At 63.8% G+C, this 12,679-nt stretch carries 16 protein-coding genes; 8 read left to right on the forward strand and 8 right to left on the reverse strand.

What is annotated here, in order from left to right:
- Nucleotides 1-10 precede the first annotated feature (10 nt).
- Nucleotides 11-709, reverse strand: a complete 699-nt coding sequence (locus tag ASD12_RS22760) for a RibD family protein (RefSeq protein ID WP_056591427.1) — start codon at nucleotides 707-709, stop codon at nucleotides 11-13.
- Between the two features lie 329 nt (nucleotides 710-1,038).
- Between ASD12_RS22760 and ASD12_RS22765 the strand changes: the two genes are divergently transcribed.
- From ASD12_RS22765 to ASD12_RS22780, 4 genes are all read left to right on the forward strand, one after another.
- Complete coding sequence (locus ASD12_RS22765) at nucleotides 1,039-1,986, forward strand: substrate-binding domain-containing protein (protein ID WP_056591429.1); 948 nt, start codon at nucleotides 1,039-1,041, stop codon at nucleotides 1,984-1,986.
- 118 nt (nucleotides 1,987-2,104) lie between these two features.
- The gene (locus ASD12_RS22770; protein ID WP_056591431.1) at nucleotides 2,105-3,679 is read left to right on the forward strand and encodes a sugar ABC transporter ATP-binding protein; all 1,575 of its coding nucleotides are present in this window, start codon (nucleotides 2,105-2,107) and stop codon (nucleotides 3,677-3,679) included.
- Entirely contained in the window at nucleotides 3,676-4,692 is a 1,017-nt protein-coding gene (locus ASD12_RS22775) for an ABC transporter permease (protein ID WP_056591433.1), read from the forward strand. Before ASD12_RS22770 ends, ASD12_RS22775 begins: the two co-directional genes overlap by 4 nt.
- Nucleotides 4,693-4,759: 67 nt before the next feature.
- A complete protein-coding gene (locus ASD12_RS22780) occupies nucleotides 4,760-5,065 on the forward strand; it encodes a hypothetical protein (RefSeq protein WP_156398640.1) in 306 nt (101 codons plus the stop codon).
- A gap of 42 nt (nucleotides 5,066-5,107) precedes the next feature.
- Here ASD12_RS22780 and ASD12_RS22785 read toward each other — a convergent pair whose 3' ends face one another.
- Nucleotides 5,108-5,470, reverse strand: a complete 363-nt coding sequence (locus ASD12_RS22785) for a hypothetical protein (protein WP_082525620.1) — start codon at nucleotides 5,468-5,470, stop codon at nucleotides 5,108-5,110.
- Nucleotides 5,471-5,656: 186 nt separating this feature from the next.
- Between ASD12_RS22785 and ASD12_RS22790 the strand changes: the two genes are divergently transcribed.
- Entirely contained in the window at nucleotides 5,657-5,959 is a 303-nt protein-coding gene (locus ASD12_RS22790; RefSeq protein ID WP_056591441.1) for a hypothetical protein, read from the forward strand.
- Nucleotides 5,960-6,391: 432 nt separating this feature from the next.
- Here the strand turns inward: ASD12_RS22790 and ASD12_RS22795 are convergent, their stop codons facing one another.
- Nucleotides 6,392-7,096 (reverse strand): helix-turn-helix transcriptional regulator, encoded by a 705-nt coding sequence (locus ASD12_RS22795; RefSeq protein WP_056591443.1) that lies wholly within the window; start codon nucleotides 7,094-7,096, stop codon nucleotides 6,392-6,394.
- Between the two features lie 314 nt (nucleotides 7,097-7,410).
- On the opposite strand from ASD12_RS22795, the gene ASD12_RS35490 reads away from it, so the two are divergent.
- Nucleotides 7,411-7,566 carry a hypothetical protein gene (locus ASD12_RS35490; RefSeq protein WP_244482946.1) on the forward strand — a complete coding sequence of 52 codons (156 nt, stop codon included), beginning with the start codon at nucleotides 7,411-7,413 and terminating at the stop codon, nucleotides 7,564-7,566.
- Between the two features lie 114 nt (nucleotides 7,567-7,680).
- Nucleotides 7,681-8,418 carry a GcrA family cell cycle regulator gene (locus ASD12_RS22805; RefSeq protein ID WP_156389038.1) on the forward strand — a complete coding sequence of 246 codons (738 nt, stop codon included), beginning with the start codon at nucleotides 7,681-7,683 and terminating at the stop codon, nucleotides 8,416-8,418.
- A gap of 98 nt (nucleotides 8,419-8,516) precedes the next feature.
- On the opposite strand, the gene ASD12_RS22810 is transcribed toward ASD12_RS22805, so the two are convergent.
- Both ASD12_RS22810 and ASD12_RS22815 read right to left on the reverse strand, forming a co-directional pair.
- The gene (locus ASD12_RS22810) at nucleotides 8,517-8,825 is read right to left on the reverse strand and encodes a DUF982 domain-containing protein (RefSeq protein ID WP_164482310.1); all 309 of its coding nucleotides are present in this window, start codon (nucleotides 8,823-8,825) and stop codon (nucleotides 8,517-8,519) included.
- 108 nt (nucleotides 8,826-8,933) lie between these two features.
- Nucleotides 8,934-9,215, reverse strand: a complete 282-nt coding sequence (locus ASD12_RS22815) for a DUF982 domain-containing protein (protein WP_056591451.1) — start codon at nucleotides 9,213-9,215, stop codon at nucleotides 8,934-8,936.
- Nucleotides 9,216-9,619: 404 nt separating this feature from the next.
- Between ASD12_RS22815 and ASD12_RS22820 the strand changes: the two genes are divergently transcribed.
- A complete protein-coding gene (locus ASD12_RS22820; RefSeq protein WP_056591454.1) occupies nucleotides 9,620-10,213 on the forward strand; it encodes a DUF6456 domain-containing protein in 594 nt (197 codons plus the stop codon).
- A gap of 51 nt (nucleotides 10,214-10,264) precedes the next feature.
- On the opposite strand, the gene ASD12_RS22825 is transcribed toward ASD12_RS22820, so the two are convergent.
- From ASD12_RS22825 to vsr, 3 genes are read right to left on the reverse strand one after another with little or no spacing between them, the layout of a single operon-like run.
- On the reverse strand, nucleotides 10,265-11,029 hold the full coding sequence (locus ASD12_RS22825; protein ID WP_056591457.1) for a GIY-YIG nuclease family protein: 765 nt from the start codon (nucleotides 11,027-11,029) through the stop codon (nucleotides 10,265-10,267).
- Nucleotides 11,026-12,207, reverse strand: a complete 1,182-nt coding sequence (locus ASD12_RS22830) for a DNA cytosine methyltransferase (protein WP_056591460.1) — start codon at nucleotides 12,205-12,207, stop codon at nucleotides 11,026-11,028. Before ASD12_RS22830 ends, ASD12_RS22825 begins: the two co-directional genes overlap by 4 nt.
- 1 nt (nucleotide 12,208) lies before the next feature.
- Entirely contained in the window at nucleotides 12,209-12,622 is a 414-nt protein-coding gene (gene vsr, locus ASD12_RS22835) for a DNA mismatch endonuclease Vsr (protein ID WP_056591463.1), read from the reverse strand.
- Between the last annotated feature and the right edge of the window lie 57 nt (nucleotides 12,623-12,679).

A 12,679-nucleotide genomic window follows, 5' to 3' on the forward strand; every position in this document is an offset into this window, starting at 1 on the left:
TACGAGCGCATCATTCAGGGGTAACGGCGTAGCGCAAGTGGACGAGCCCATGCGCCAGCGCCTCGCAGCTCTTCAGGGACAACTGCATCTTGCCCGCCAGGCCGCTCTCGCCGAACTCGACGAAGGCCTGGTTCCCGGCGCGTCCATCGATCGCGGGTGCAACGAGAAGACTCAACTCATCGACAAGGCCGGCTGCGAAGAAGGAGCCGTTGATGCCGGCGCCGCCCTCAAGCAGCAGCCGGCGGATGCCGAGTTCACGTCCGAGAATCTCGACCATCGCGGCGAGATCGATCTCGGCGGCTTCCGCGACGATATAGGACACGCCGTCGGCGGCGAGCTCGGCCAGGTGGCTGTCGGCAACGTCAGGCCCAAGCAGCACCACGACATGATCGCCGCCGATGTCCGGTTTGGAAAAGTGAAGCTTGCCCGAGGCATCGAGCGCCACGGCATAACTGCCCGCACCCATTTGCGCGAAATGATAGGGCCGGTCGACCTTGCCGGCTTTGGCCGGCGGGTGCGCGCCGGCCTTGCTCATCTCGGCCATGGTGACGCGGCCGACGATCCAGGCATGGCCCGCGAGATCCCCGTGGATCTGCTCATAGAGACTTGACCACTCGGCCCGGGTGCCGTCGGGGCTCTTGGTATAGCGGCTCGGGTGGAGGCTGCCATCAAGGGATGCCAGCATATGGCAGATGATTTGCGGCTTCATGCGGTTTCTCCAGGGATGGGCTCAGGCGCGGTTCAAACTAGTGCCGCTGCCGGAGAATGGAAGCCGGACACCGCGGCTCCGCCACAAATCCGACAATTCAGATAATTTGCACGGCAACGCTGTTATATCGATGTTGCACAAATGGTTGACCCTGGGCTAGCATCGCCGCGCAGGCGTCGATGGGAGGCTCTTTTTACAGCGGCGGCCAGCTGGAGCGGCATGCGTTTTCGGGCGCAGGGAGGATGCTCCAACACTTTGAACCGACGCATGATCCTTCCTGAAACCGATCCCGGTTTTCGGGATCGTGCGTTCTTGTGGAGGAGGATCCCATGAACAGACGCGAATTCCTGCTGTCGTCCGCGGCCTTTGGCGCCATGATGCTTGCCGCACCTTCGGTGTTTGCGCAGGACAAGCTCACCATTCTCGGCTCGGTGCCCAATCTCGGCTTTCCGTTCTTCGTGCACATGCTGAACGAGATCAAGGCGGAAGCCGCCGCGCAAGGCGTCAATTTGACCGAGAGCGACGGCCAGAACTCGGCCACCAAGCAGACCGCCGACATCGAGGCGGCCCTGGTGCAGAAGGTCAACGCCATCGTCATCTCGCCGCTCGACGTCAACGCGCTGGCGCCGGCCATCGAGGAGGCGGTCAAGGCCGGCGTTCCCGTGGTGACGATCGACCGCCGCGTCGACGGTGTCGAGGGCATTTTGGCCCATGTCGGCGCCGACAACGTTAAGGGCGGCGAAGCGGAAGCCAAAGCCATGGTGGCGGCGTTCCCCAACGGCGCCAAGATCTTCCATCTGCAGGGCCAGCCCGGCGCCGGTCCGGCGATCGACCGCAACAAGGGCGTGCACAATGTGCTCGATCCCCTGAAGGACAAGTACCAGATCGTCTTCGAGCAGACCGCCAACTTCGCCCGCGCCGAGGCGCTGTCGGTGACCGAGGCCGGGCTTGCCGCCAACGGCAAGCCGGACGCCATCGTCTGCGCCAATGACGACATGGCGCTTGGCGCCATGGAGGCCTGCGCGGCGCGTAACTTCACCGACGTCAAGATCTACGGCTTCGACGCGCTGCCGGAAGCGCTGGTCGCGGTGCGCGACGGCAAGCTCGCCGGCACCGTCGAGCAGTTCCCCGGCGAGCAGTCGCGCACGGCGGTGCGCATCGCGGTGGCCTTTGCCAAGGACAAGACCGAGCCGAAGGAGAAGCTGGTGCTGCTGACGCCGATCGTCATCGGCAAGGACAATCTCGACAAGGCGGAGCGGATTGGCGAGACGAAGTAGGGGGTGGGGACCGGTCGATTGGAGAGGCCGGCCGGACAGCACCTCCCTCTGTCCGGCAGGACAGAGGGGGGTGCTCCAGCGGTAACGAGCGGCATGAACTGCAATCCGGGAGCCACCCTTGCCAGCTGAAGCCGCATCGCCCGAACCCATCCTGCTTGCCGTCGAAGGCATCACCAAGCATTTCTCCGGCGTGACGGCGCTCAGCGACGTTTCGCTCGACATCCGACCCGGCGAGATTCTCGGCCTGCTTGGCGAGAACGGCGCCGGCAAATCGACGCTGCTGAAAATCCTGTCGGGCGTCATGCCGCCGTCGAGCGGGCATATCATTTTCGACGGCGCCGACTATCAGCCGGCGAGCCCGCAAGATGCCAAGCGGCTCGGCATCGTCACCATCTACCAGGAGCTCAGCCTGATCCCGACGCTGACGGTGGCGGAGAACATCTTTATCGGCCGCGCGCCGACCGGTCCGCTCGGGCTGGTGAGCTGGAGACGCATGGAGCAAGAGTCCCGCGCGATCATCGCCCGCGTCGGCCTCTCCATCGATCCGATGACGCCGGTGTCGGCGCTATCGGTGGCCGAGCAGCAGCTGGTCGAGATCGCTCGTGCGCTGTCGCTGAAAAGCCGGCTGATCATCATGGATGAGCCGACCTCGGCGCTGACCGAGACCGAAGTGCAGCGGCTGCTGTCGATCATGGACCGACTGCGCAAGGACAAGGTCGCCATCATGTTCGTCACCCACCGGCTGGAGGAGGCGTCCGCCATCTGCGACCGCATGACGGTGCTGCGCGACGGACGGCTGGCCGGGCATCTTGACCGCGAGGGCGGACCGATCGCGCTGCCGAAAATCATCGAGAAGATGGTCGGCCGCGCGGCGTCGGAACTCTATGCACGGCCGGCGCAGCGCGCGGTGGCCGGCGATGTCGTTCTGTCGGTGCGCGGATTGCGCACCGTGCGCGACCCCGAGGCGCCGCACGCCATCGTGCTCGACGGCGTCGACATCGATCTCAAGGCCGGCGAGATCCTTGGCGTTGCCGGGCTCGTCGGCTCGGGCCGAACCGAACTGGCGCGCGCTATTTTCGGAGCCGACCGCATCGCGGCCGGCACCATCACGCTCGACGGCAAGCAAATCGCGCCGGCATCGCCGGCGGATGCCATCGCGCTCGGCATCGGCCTTGTGCCGGAGGACCGCAAGCACCAGGCGATCTTTGCTGCACTCGGCATCCTGGCGAATTTCTCCGTCGCCTCGCTGGGCAGCTTCAGCAACGGCTTCGGCTTCATGGCCGAGCGGCGCGAGCGCGATGCGCTCGCCGGTTTCAGGAAAATGCTGTCGATCCGCATGGCCTCGGCCGAGCAGGCGATCGAGGGCCTGTCGGGCGGCAACCAGCAGAAGGTGATCCTGGCGCGCTGGCTGGCGCGCGATCCCAAGGTGCTGATCGTGGATGAGCCGACGCGCGGCGTCGATGTCGGGGCCAAGACCGAGGTGCACCAGATACTGGTGCAGCTTGCGGCGCGCGGCATTGCGGTAATGATGATCTCGTCGGAACTGCCGGAGGTGCTGGCGGTGTCGGACCGCATCGTCACCATGCGCCGCGGACGCATTACCGGGCAGATGCCGGGCGTCGAGGCAAACGAGGAGAAGCTGATGGAACTGATGGCGCTCGACAGGCAGGACGCGAAGGGGCAGGCACGATGAGCGTGGCGGGCGAACAGAACCAGCGCGGCGGCATCAATTTCGCGCGGCTGTTGATGAGTTTCGGGCCGCTCCTGTTCCTGGCCGCGCTGATCGTCGTCTTCACCGTGCTGAAGCCGAGCTTCATGGATCCGATCAACCTGTTCAACATCACGCGGCAGATCTCGATCACCGGGCTGATCGCGCTCGGCATGACCTTCGTCATTCTCACCGCCGGCATCGACCTGTCGGTCGGCTCGCTGCTCGCTTTCTGCGGCATGGTCGCCGCCGTGGTGGCCAAGGGCGGGACCGCCAACACGCTGTCGCTGTCGACCTCAGGTACGCAGGGCTATGGCTGGTTCGCCGCACTGCTGGCCGCCGTCGTGGTCGGCGCTGCGGCAGGCGGCGTGCAGGGGCTTGTCATCACCCGGCTGAAAGTGCCTCCCTTCGTCGTCACGCTGGGCGGGCTGACGGTGTTTCGCGGGCTGACGCTAACCATCTCCAATGGCGGCCCGATCTCGGGCTTCGACGCCTCGATGCGCTGGTTCGGCACCGGGCTGATCGGTCCCGTGCCGGTGCCGGCGCTGATCTTCGCGGCGGCCGCCGTCGTGTGCCACATCGTGCTGCGCTACACGCGCTATGGCCGCGCCGTCTATGCCGTCGGCGGCAATGCCGAGGCGGCACGGCTGTCGGGTCTGCGCGTCGACCGCATCCTGGTCTCGGTCTATGTCATCGTCGGCTTCTTCGCCGGGCTCGCCGCCTTCGTGCTGTCGGCGCGGCTCAACTCTTCGGAAGCGGTGGCCGGCATCGGCTACGAGCTGACGGTCATTTCGGCCGTCGTCATCGGCGGCACCTCGCTGTTCGGCGGCATCGGCTCGGTCGGCGGCACAGTGGTCGGGGCAGCGCTCATCGGCGTGCTGCAGAACGGGCTGCAGTTCAACAACGTGTCCTCCTACACGCAAAGCATCGTCATCGGGCTCATCCTGATCCTGGCGGTGGCATTCGACCGGTGGCTGAAGTCGCGGGTGCGGCGGTGAGGGCTGGGAGGTGGGGCTTCGAAACGAGGCGGACTATTCGGATCCTCTCCAAGAGGGGCAGGAAATTATGAGGACCTTCACCGAGAGGCTGATTGGAAAGTCGATAAAGAGCATTCACAATGACGAGCCGGGATACGGCATCAGCATAAGCTTGTCAGACGGCGCAGGGTTCTCTGTAAATACAGAAGTGACGGCACTTCTGACCGAAAGGTATGCCAAACTGGTCGAACATGTAACGATTACGAAGGAGCAGGTTACCTTGCATCTTACCGGCAATGGTTTTGTAGCCATTTCCGTAGATCGCGAACGCTTCTTCGACGAAGTTGAGTTGTTCGTTTATCACGACAACGAGGGTATGGTCGTCGAAAACTGATCTGCGCTACTGCGATCAGCGTTCGCGCGCAATGCTGGGCCGTCAGGCCGCTTCCCTTGCCCAGAGCCGGTGGCCGTACCGGCGGAAGAAGCGCGCCACGAGGCGTTGCTGCCTGGCCCTGGCAAGGTCGGCCAGGCACCGCTCCTGGCGCCAGCGCGGCATGTTGCGCCAGCAGGCGATGAAGCGGTTGGTGTCCTCAACAGCTTCTTCCGCCGACAGCGCCGGGCCGATCGAGGCCAGGAACAGCGCTTCTGACTGTTTCAACTCGTCGATGACGGCCTTGCGGCTCATGTGATCGTGGCGGGCACGCTCGATGCCGTTGCGGCGGATGGCTTCGAAGGCGTCTAGGAGGGCAGGGCTGTCGCCGGTGTAACCGCAGGCGCGGGCGAAATCGGCGGCGTCCATGGTCACTCCCGGGCTTGATGTGGCGGTGGGCTCGGATGCCGACTCACATTTACGAGTTAATATAAGCACAACTCAAATATGAGCAGAAGAAAAACTTTTGGGACTGTTTGAAAACTGCGACTCGACTCCCGGTGCAAAACGCAGGAATATACGAACAAATCAGGAACAAAAGGCGAGGGAGGGGCGATGGCATTGCCGGGCAGGGAACCAGTGATCGCGCATGTCGCCTCGATCTCGGTTGAGTGCGCCGATTGCGGCCGCAACCGTTGGTGGCGGCCCGATCAGCTGAAGCGGTTCGGGTTGACGGGCAATACGCCGCTGGCCGCCCTGTCGGGCCGCGTCGTCTGCTCGGCCTGCCGCGCCGACGGGCTGCCGGGCGCGACCGTTACGATCCAGGCGGCGTTCATCGACGAACGCCAGCGCGTGCGCAGCGAAGCGCAGATGCTGAATGAGCGCGAGGTGCAGCTGGAGGGGTCGAGGCGGGCGTGAGGGGAGATAACTGAGCGAGGCAGCCCGTATCCGTGTCGGACGAACCAACATGGCTGGTTCTGCTTGGCCGTGCCCTTCACCTCGGTCGCGGTATGGATCCTAGGGTCTCCACGACGCCGCGGCGCGGCTGCTTCGCCCTAGGATGACGACGGGAGAGGGGCTTTTGGCTATGTTCCAAAGTCCGCGCTTGACGTCTGCTCCAGTTCAGCGCTGTGAGCTATCCTATGCGGTGGTCTCAGGTCTTTGCGATTGGCTTCCAAGTCTCCATGATTTCGTCTTCCTAGGGCGGAGCAGGAGCGAAGCGACGTCGCGGAGACCCTGGGATCCATGCCGTGACTTTGGGGAGATGCGAGGACGCAAAACGATCCGCCCTGCCGTGCAAAGCGCGCCGACGCTGGCGATTCCTTTCCGTAAGGAAGGTCTGCCGACCCGCTAATACCCCAGCAGTTCCTTCAACGGAATCACCCGCCAGACATGCTTTATCGCGTAGCGGTTGAAGGTCAGGGTCTTCGGCGGATTGTATTGCTCGACCACCAGCTCGGCCGCCGTTCGCTTGACCAGCTTCTTGATGAAGGCCTTGCCGTTGCGCTCGTTTTCTTCCGGGAAGGTCTCAATCACCACATGGTCGCCGGGCACCGCGTCGCGGCCGCCGCAATAGATCAGGTCGCCGGGCTCGTAGCGCGGCACCATGGAATCGCTCAGTACGTGCAGCGCGAAGACCTTTGACAGGTTGCGCACGCCCGGCGGGCGCTGGACGTAACCGGCCGGCTCGCCGTTGAAGGTGAAATCGCCATCGTCGCCGCCGACGGCCGCGCCCAGCACCTCGATATCCATCGACCCGGCGGGTAGCGGACCGGCATCGGTGACGATCTCGGCGTCGGCGACCGGGCCGGCATCGTCGAGGAAGACGACCTCGCCTTTGCCGAGCGCCACCGGATCGACGCGCAGGAAGGCAGCGGTCTTCAGCAGGTTCTCGGTCTTGGGCAGGTTGCGGCCGGTTTCCCAGTTGCCGACGGCGGCGACATCGGTGTCGTTGTGCTCGGCAATGTGGCGCATGACCAGGCCGCGCTGCTTGCGCGCCTTGCGGATCGCCGCCCCGACCTTGATCGACAGTTCCGTTTTTGCCATGGCGCCCATGTGAGCGATGAAAGCGGCTCTCGTCTATGAAAGAATGGCTTGCATATATTTTTGAGTTATGCTTATATCTGGTCATGCAAATCCTGTCCAGCTTTGATGGCGCAAGGGCGCCGGCCTCACGCGAGGCGCATCCGGCGGCAAAGGCCGCGACCCATTCCCCTCCGTTCCGGCCGTCCTCCTCCCCGGCCGGGGCGAAGCTCGAGGCTCAGTGCTTGGCTGCCTCGGGTCCGGTCCGCCCGTCACCGGCGACCGGAACGGCCGGAGCCGCCGCTCCCAGCGGCTCCGGCCCCCAATTCGATCGGCATGGCACTGGCTTGCCCGCCAGGTCGTGTATCCGCACCGAAGACGGCACCGTCATCCTGTTCGACAGGCAGACGGGCAGGGCGGTTTCCGCCCCCGACAGAAAGACGGCCGAGGCGCGGCTTTCGCGCCTCGCCCAAACCGCCGGGCTGCAAAGCCGGTCCGGCTGAGCCGGTGCCAGCCGGCCCTCGAACCACACAATCCTAACTGCGCCCCGGCCAGCTGGCCCCGACGCTTGCCTGACGGCGCGCGGCCGAAGGCAGAATCTTGGATGGAGCCTGGACATGGCAAGCTATACCGACGCGGAATTGCAGGAGATCGCCCGCTGGCTGAAGGAGGGGCTTTCCGCCTCCAGCATTGCCGCCGCTTTCAGTGCGATGCGCGGCAGCCCGGTGTCGCGCAATGCCATCATCGGCATCGTGCACCGCAACGCCATGCTGGACGCGATCGGCTTTGCCAAGGGGCCGCCGGTCGGGGCCAAGCGGGCTGCACGCAAGCGCACGGCGAGCAAGTGGGCACATGACGTGCCGGCGCGGGGCAAAGTGAGTGCCAGGCCGGTGGCCGGCACGACCGACGCCGAGTTCGCTGTCGCTGGCATGCGCAAGGCGGTCGCCAAGCGCGAGCCGCCGCCGGCCTGGCTGCCGCCGCGCCTGTTCGTGCGCGAGGTGGGCATGCTGATCGTCGACGGCGAAGCCTATCGTTTCAAAGTCCCGGTGCCGCCGCGCACGCCCGTCGGTCGTCAGCCTCATGGTGTGGCGATGCGCTTCATCGACTGTCTGTTTTCCCGCTGCCGCGCGCCGCTGGACCTGACGCTGGAAGAGGATCCGGAAAACGATGCGCCAGGCGGCCGGCCGGGCGCCGACATGCTGTGCTGCGGCATGCGCACCAAGGCACTGAGAAGCTATTGCACCTACCACCAGGCGCGCTTCCAGCGCCACGTTTTCGAGGGTGAGCCGAGGTCCGCGCAGGGGACGAAAAGCCAATTGCTTGGCTTTTCGAACGGCGAACGCCCGAAGCGATAGCGAAGGGCAGGGTGCCGACAGGCGGATGGGCAGCACTGGTAGGAAAACGGCCGCGAGGATCTGAATTGAACCAAGCCCGAAACAAAACCGCCACAACCCTATTTCGGCACCTGCCGGCCCTGTTTGGGCATGCGGCTTTGAACGGTCCTGGCCTCCACCGGCATCGCCGGCCCGCCTTCGGCCACCAGTATGTCGGCCACACGGGCAAAGCCGGTGAACACTTTCATGGCGTCGGCTTCGGAAATCTGCGCGGCGATTGCCGCGCTGCAGGCGTTGAGCGCGCTGCGGTAGACATGGCCGCGCCGCTCGAGCGGCCAGCGCTGCAGGAAGTCGGCGGCTTCGCTGACGCTGTCGATCTCTTCGATCTGCTCGTCCATCCGCACCTTGAGCGGCACTCCGGTCTTCATCGTACCCACGGCGTTCACCTTCGCTCTGCGCGCGGCTTTACCTACCGCCTTCATAAACGCGCCGCTCCGCCGCGCGGTTGCATCAATTTTTCGACCGGCGCGCGCCTCTCATGGGCTGGCCACGGCGTCCAGCCAGTCATGGGCGCGGCTTTTCGACTTGGCCACCACTATGTTCTGTTGCCTGGCGGCCTTCGTGAGAGCCTCGAAGGCAATGCGCTGGCAGCAGGTGCCGTCGACGGCGAGCGGCACCAACCGGGCCGCCTCTACATAGGCCGGCGAGGTCTTGTCGGGCCATTGCTGCCCCAGCGCCCTGGCGGCTTCGGCCACCGAGGCGACCAGCATGGTTGTGTTGTCGCAAAAGCGCAGGGTAACCGGCAAGAAGGCTGTCATCGGCATCTCTCCCGTGGACGCCGCATAACGTCGAAAATTCGCGCTGGTTCCATCGGCCTGGATGCAGGCATGGCGGGCGGGTGCGGCCATGTACGCGAGTTGCTGGCGAGGCGGGCGACGAGCATGCTGGCGCGGGCGGTGAAGCGGTGATGATCTTCGATCGCAAGGTCGGCGGGACAGCGCCCCCCCTCTGGCCTGCTGGCCATCTCCCCCACGCGCGGGGGGAGATGGCAGCTTCGCCGCAGCGCCTTTCCTGCAACGCCGGCGATTGGCGAAAACCGCGACGACATCGATCTCCCTCCGCGTGGGGGAGATGCCCGGTAGGGCAGAGGGGGGCGCGAAAGATCGCCACCTTGCCAGCCTCCCACCCCATCACCAACACCCCAACCGAGGACCCCACCCCCATGCCCAGGAAAACCAAACCCGCAAAACCGCAGGCGCCGAAACTGCCGAAGGGCGAGGCCGAGCAGGTGCGTATCCGGCGCGAGATCGGCCATGATTTCGCGCTCAGGGATGACGCCTTCGGCCGCAAGCGGCTGGCCGCCGGCACTTCTGAGGCAAGGCGCGTCTACGAGGTGTCGAATGATGGCTTCATATCCACCGGCGGCATCGTGCGCGTACGCACCATCGACCCGCTGCTGGGCATCACCTCACTGTCGCGCCAGCAGCGCGAGGCCGGCCTGCGCTACCGCGAGGATTTCCGCTGCAGCCAGCAGGCCAGCGTCAAGCCGATGCGCTGGACCGAGCGCGTCGACGGCGGCCGCCACGGCGGCGGCATCGCCGACAGCGTGCTGGACGCCGGTCGCGCGCACGCCGCCGCCACCAGGGCGCTAGGCCATTGGGAGGTCGCCGCCGTGGTGCGACAAGTCTGCTGCGCGGAAGGGTCGATCAAGAGCGTGGCGGAGCAGACGGGCGAGGGCCGCGATGTGGTGACGAAGCTGCTGAAGGTCGGGCTGGATCTGCTGGCGGTACATTATGGGATGATGATGGGGAGGTGAGGGGGCGTATGGTATCTGTAATTCGTACCGGCGAGTTCGACGTGCCGCTCTCTACCCCTTTGAAATAGCGATTACTTCCGCTTGGGGATAATCGCGCTCCTCTTTGTAGAGAATGATGTAACCGGGGAGCGCCGTCGCCTGCCATCCAAGGGGCAGGGCCGCGACGACATGGCGGATCGCCGAGCGTGGAGTGACAGGCCCGCTCAGGAGCGAAACTACGGCTCTGTCGAAATCGTCATGGGGTTTCCTATTGCGTCCGCCATTGCCCTGATAACGGAATGTGTAGGGCAAGGCGTCCTTGAGGCGCGCGAGAGCGCTTGCAACTGTCTCGCCGTTGTCGATGGCGAAAGCCAGCTCCCGATCAATGTCGATCGGAAACCGAGCATCATAGTTCTTGGGATCTACTTTGGTGGTGTCGCGCTCTCGGCCTGGATCATTGGAACCGAAGCCGCTTCCGTTCCAATCGATCGCCTTTACCCCGCCGTAGTGCCGGATCAGATCGGACTCCAAATCCACTGCGGTGAATACGAAGATGCGCACCGCCTTAAAGCTTACACGTGTTGGATCGAGCCCGACACGATGCATGATTTTGCGCGAATGGCGAGCTAGGCGCTTGTGAAGCCCGGCGTCGGCATCGGTCTTGCCGACATAGACGACACGATCGTCGAGCAGAAGTTGATAGACACCCTGCTCCTCGGGAACTTCAAGCAGGTTCGTATTGTTGAGTGGTGCGGTTTCGAGTTCATCAAGCACCTTGATCAGGCGTGCCAGCAAGGCGCCCGGAAGGTCAAACTCGAACTCGACATAAGCCTTCATTTCAGAAAGTCCGATCCCCCAAAAGCAAGATGGCGTTTCACGCTACGCGCTACGATGTTCGCCAACTCCACAGGTACAGCATTACCCAACTGGCGCATGGTTTCGGACCATGCGCCGTGAAAACGGAAATTGTCCGGGAACGTCTGCAAGCGGGCGCTTTCGCGAACGGTGAAGTAGCGCACACTGCCGTCTGGTCGTAGCAGCATGTTTTCTCCGCCAGGCACGCCATGGACGCCGGCCTTCAAGGTCTTGGCCGGTTCGTCGAGTGGGCTTCCTGTATGGCCCGGATATGATCTCGCGCCAGGCTGGAACCGATGGTTGTTGTGGTTCGCGGCTTTGCGCCATTCATGTTCGGGATCAGGCAGATCGCCAATCGCGTCTCGCGTAGTTCGCCATGGTGCCGTGGTTGGTTTGCCGTCGAGACGCGCCGCGCGTTCAAGATGGCGATCACCAATCCTGCGTTCGACCCTAGGTGCTTTGTGCCGATCCCAATAATCGCCCATGGCCTGTTCCCAGAGCAAGGCGTCCAAGGAATGCGTTTCCAACGGAAAAGCCCACTTAATGTCGAGGTCGGCGCGGAAACCTACAAAAACCACACGCTCTCGGCGCTGCGGGATTCCATAGTTGGCCGCGTTCAACACACGATGGACGATCCGATATTCCAAGCCAGCCGGACCGCGACGGCCGGTGTGATGCTTCTCCAGTCGACGAAGGTGGCTTTCCCAACCCTCGTCACGTTCGGCGGCGAGTTCCGGGTAGGTCATTTGCAGGACGATGTGCGAAAAATATGTGGCGAAGGTTTCGCGGGTTAGGCCTTTCACATTCTCGAAGATGAAGGCTCGTGGCTTTGTTTCCCGCAGTGCCCGGACCGCTTCTGGCCACATGTCACGGGAATCCGCATGGGCGCGGTGTTTGCCACCCAGCGAGAATGGCTGGCAAGGCGGACCGCCCGTCACCAGATCGATCTTGCCCTCATGCTCTCGAAAATCCACGTCGCGGACATCGCCCTCGGTCGGCTCGGGCCAATCCCCAACCAGACCGAGGCCATCCGTCCGGTTTTCGCGGATGGTGTCGCAGCACCACCGATCCCACTCGATAACAGCCTGTGGCGCGAAGCCGGCACGGCTAACACCCATGCCAAGCCCGCCAGCGCCCGCGAAGAGCTCGATCGATTTCATGCTATTCCCCCACGAATTGGCGCAGCTTGTTCTCTAATTGTTCACTCTGCCGCAATTCGCATTCCCAGACAACCAGTACGTTCCAGCCAAGTCGCTTCAATGCTTCTTGGTTCAGGGTATCGCGCTTCGCATTGGCGGATAGTTTCGGCTCCCAGAACTCAAGTCTGGACTTTGGAAGGCGAGCCAGGCGACACGTCGGATCGTCGTGACGATGCCAAAAGCACCCATGAATGAAAATCGCCTTCTTGCGTTTTCCAAAAGCAATGTCCGGTTTCCCGGGCAAATCGCCGCGATGAAGTCGATAGCGATAGCCCATCCCGTGGAGAAGCCGACGCACGACCATCTCAGGCTTCGTATCCCTGCCATGAATACGCGCCATCCGCTCGCTGCGTTCGATGGTCGAAAGGGTATCCACTTTTCCATCGTCTCATTGATTCGCAAAGATGGTGTTGCGTTTTGCTTCGAAAGGGAA

Source organism: Mesorhizobium sp. Root102 (genome assembly GCF_001425625.1).
GTDB lineage: Bacteria > Pseudomonadota > Alphaproteobacteria > Rhizobiales > Rhizobiaceae > Mesorhizobium.

Bases quoted from the DNA above. Each gene is read 5' to 3' on its own strand.
- ASD12_RS22760 (WP_056591427.1), bottom strand. From the start codon at position 709: ATGAAGCCGCAAATCATCTGCCATATGCTGGCATCCCTTGATGGCAGC.
- ASD12_RS22765 (WP_056591429.1), top strand. From the start codon at position 1,039: ATGAACAGACGCGAATTCCTGCTGTCGTCCGCGGCCTTTGGCGCCATG.
- ASD12_RS22775 (WP_056591433.1), top strand. From the start codon at position 3,676: ATGAGCGTGGCGGGCGAACAGAACCAGCGCGGCGGCATCAATTTCGCG.
- ASD12_RS22780 (WP_156398640.1), top strand. From the start codon at position 4,760: ATGAGGACCTTCACCGAGAGGCTGATTGGAAAGTCGATAAAGAGCATT.
- ASD12_RS22785 (WP_082525620.1), bottom strand. From the start codon at position 5,470: ATGGACGCCGCCGATTTCGCCCGCGCCTGCGGTTACACCGGCGACAGC.
- ASD12_RS22790 (WP_056591441.1), top strand. From the start codon at position 5,657: ATGGCATTGCCGGGCAGGGAACCAGTGATCGCGCATGTCGCCTCGATC.
- ASD12_RS22795 (WP_056591443.1), bottom strand. From the start codon at position 7,096: ATGGGCGCCATGGCAAAAACGGAACTGTCGATCAAGGTCGGGGCGGCG.
- ASD12_RS22805 (WP_156389038.1), top strand. From the start codon at position 7,681: ATGGCAAGCTATACCGACGCGGAATTGCAGGAGATCGCCCGCTGGCTG.
- ASD12_RS22810 (WP_164482310.1), bottom strand. From the start codon at position 8,825: ATGAAGACCGGAGTGCCGCTCAAGGTGCGGATGGACGAGCAGATCGAA.
- ASD12_RS22815 (WP_056591451.1), bottom strand. From the start codon at position 9,215: ATGACAGCCTTCTTGCCGGTTACCCTGCGCTTTTGCGACAACACAACC.
- ASD12_RS22820 (WP_056591454.1), top strand. From the start codon at position 9,620: ATGCCCAGGAAAACCAAACCCGCAAAACCGCAGGCGCCGAAACTGCCG.
- ASD12_RS22825 (WP_056591457.1), bottom strand. From the start codon at position 11,029: ATGAAGGCTTATGTCGAGTTCGAGTTTGACCTTCCGGGCGCCTTGCTG.
- ASD12_RS22830 (WP_056591460.1), bottom strand. From the start codon at position 12,207: ATGAAATCGATCGAGCTCTTCGCGGGCGCTGGCGGGCTTGGCATGGGT.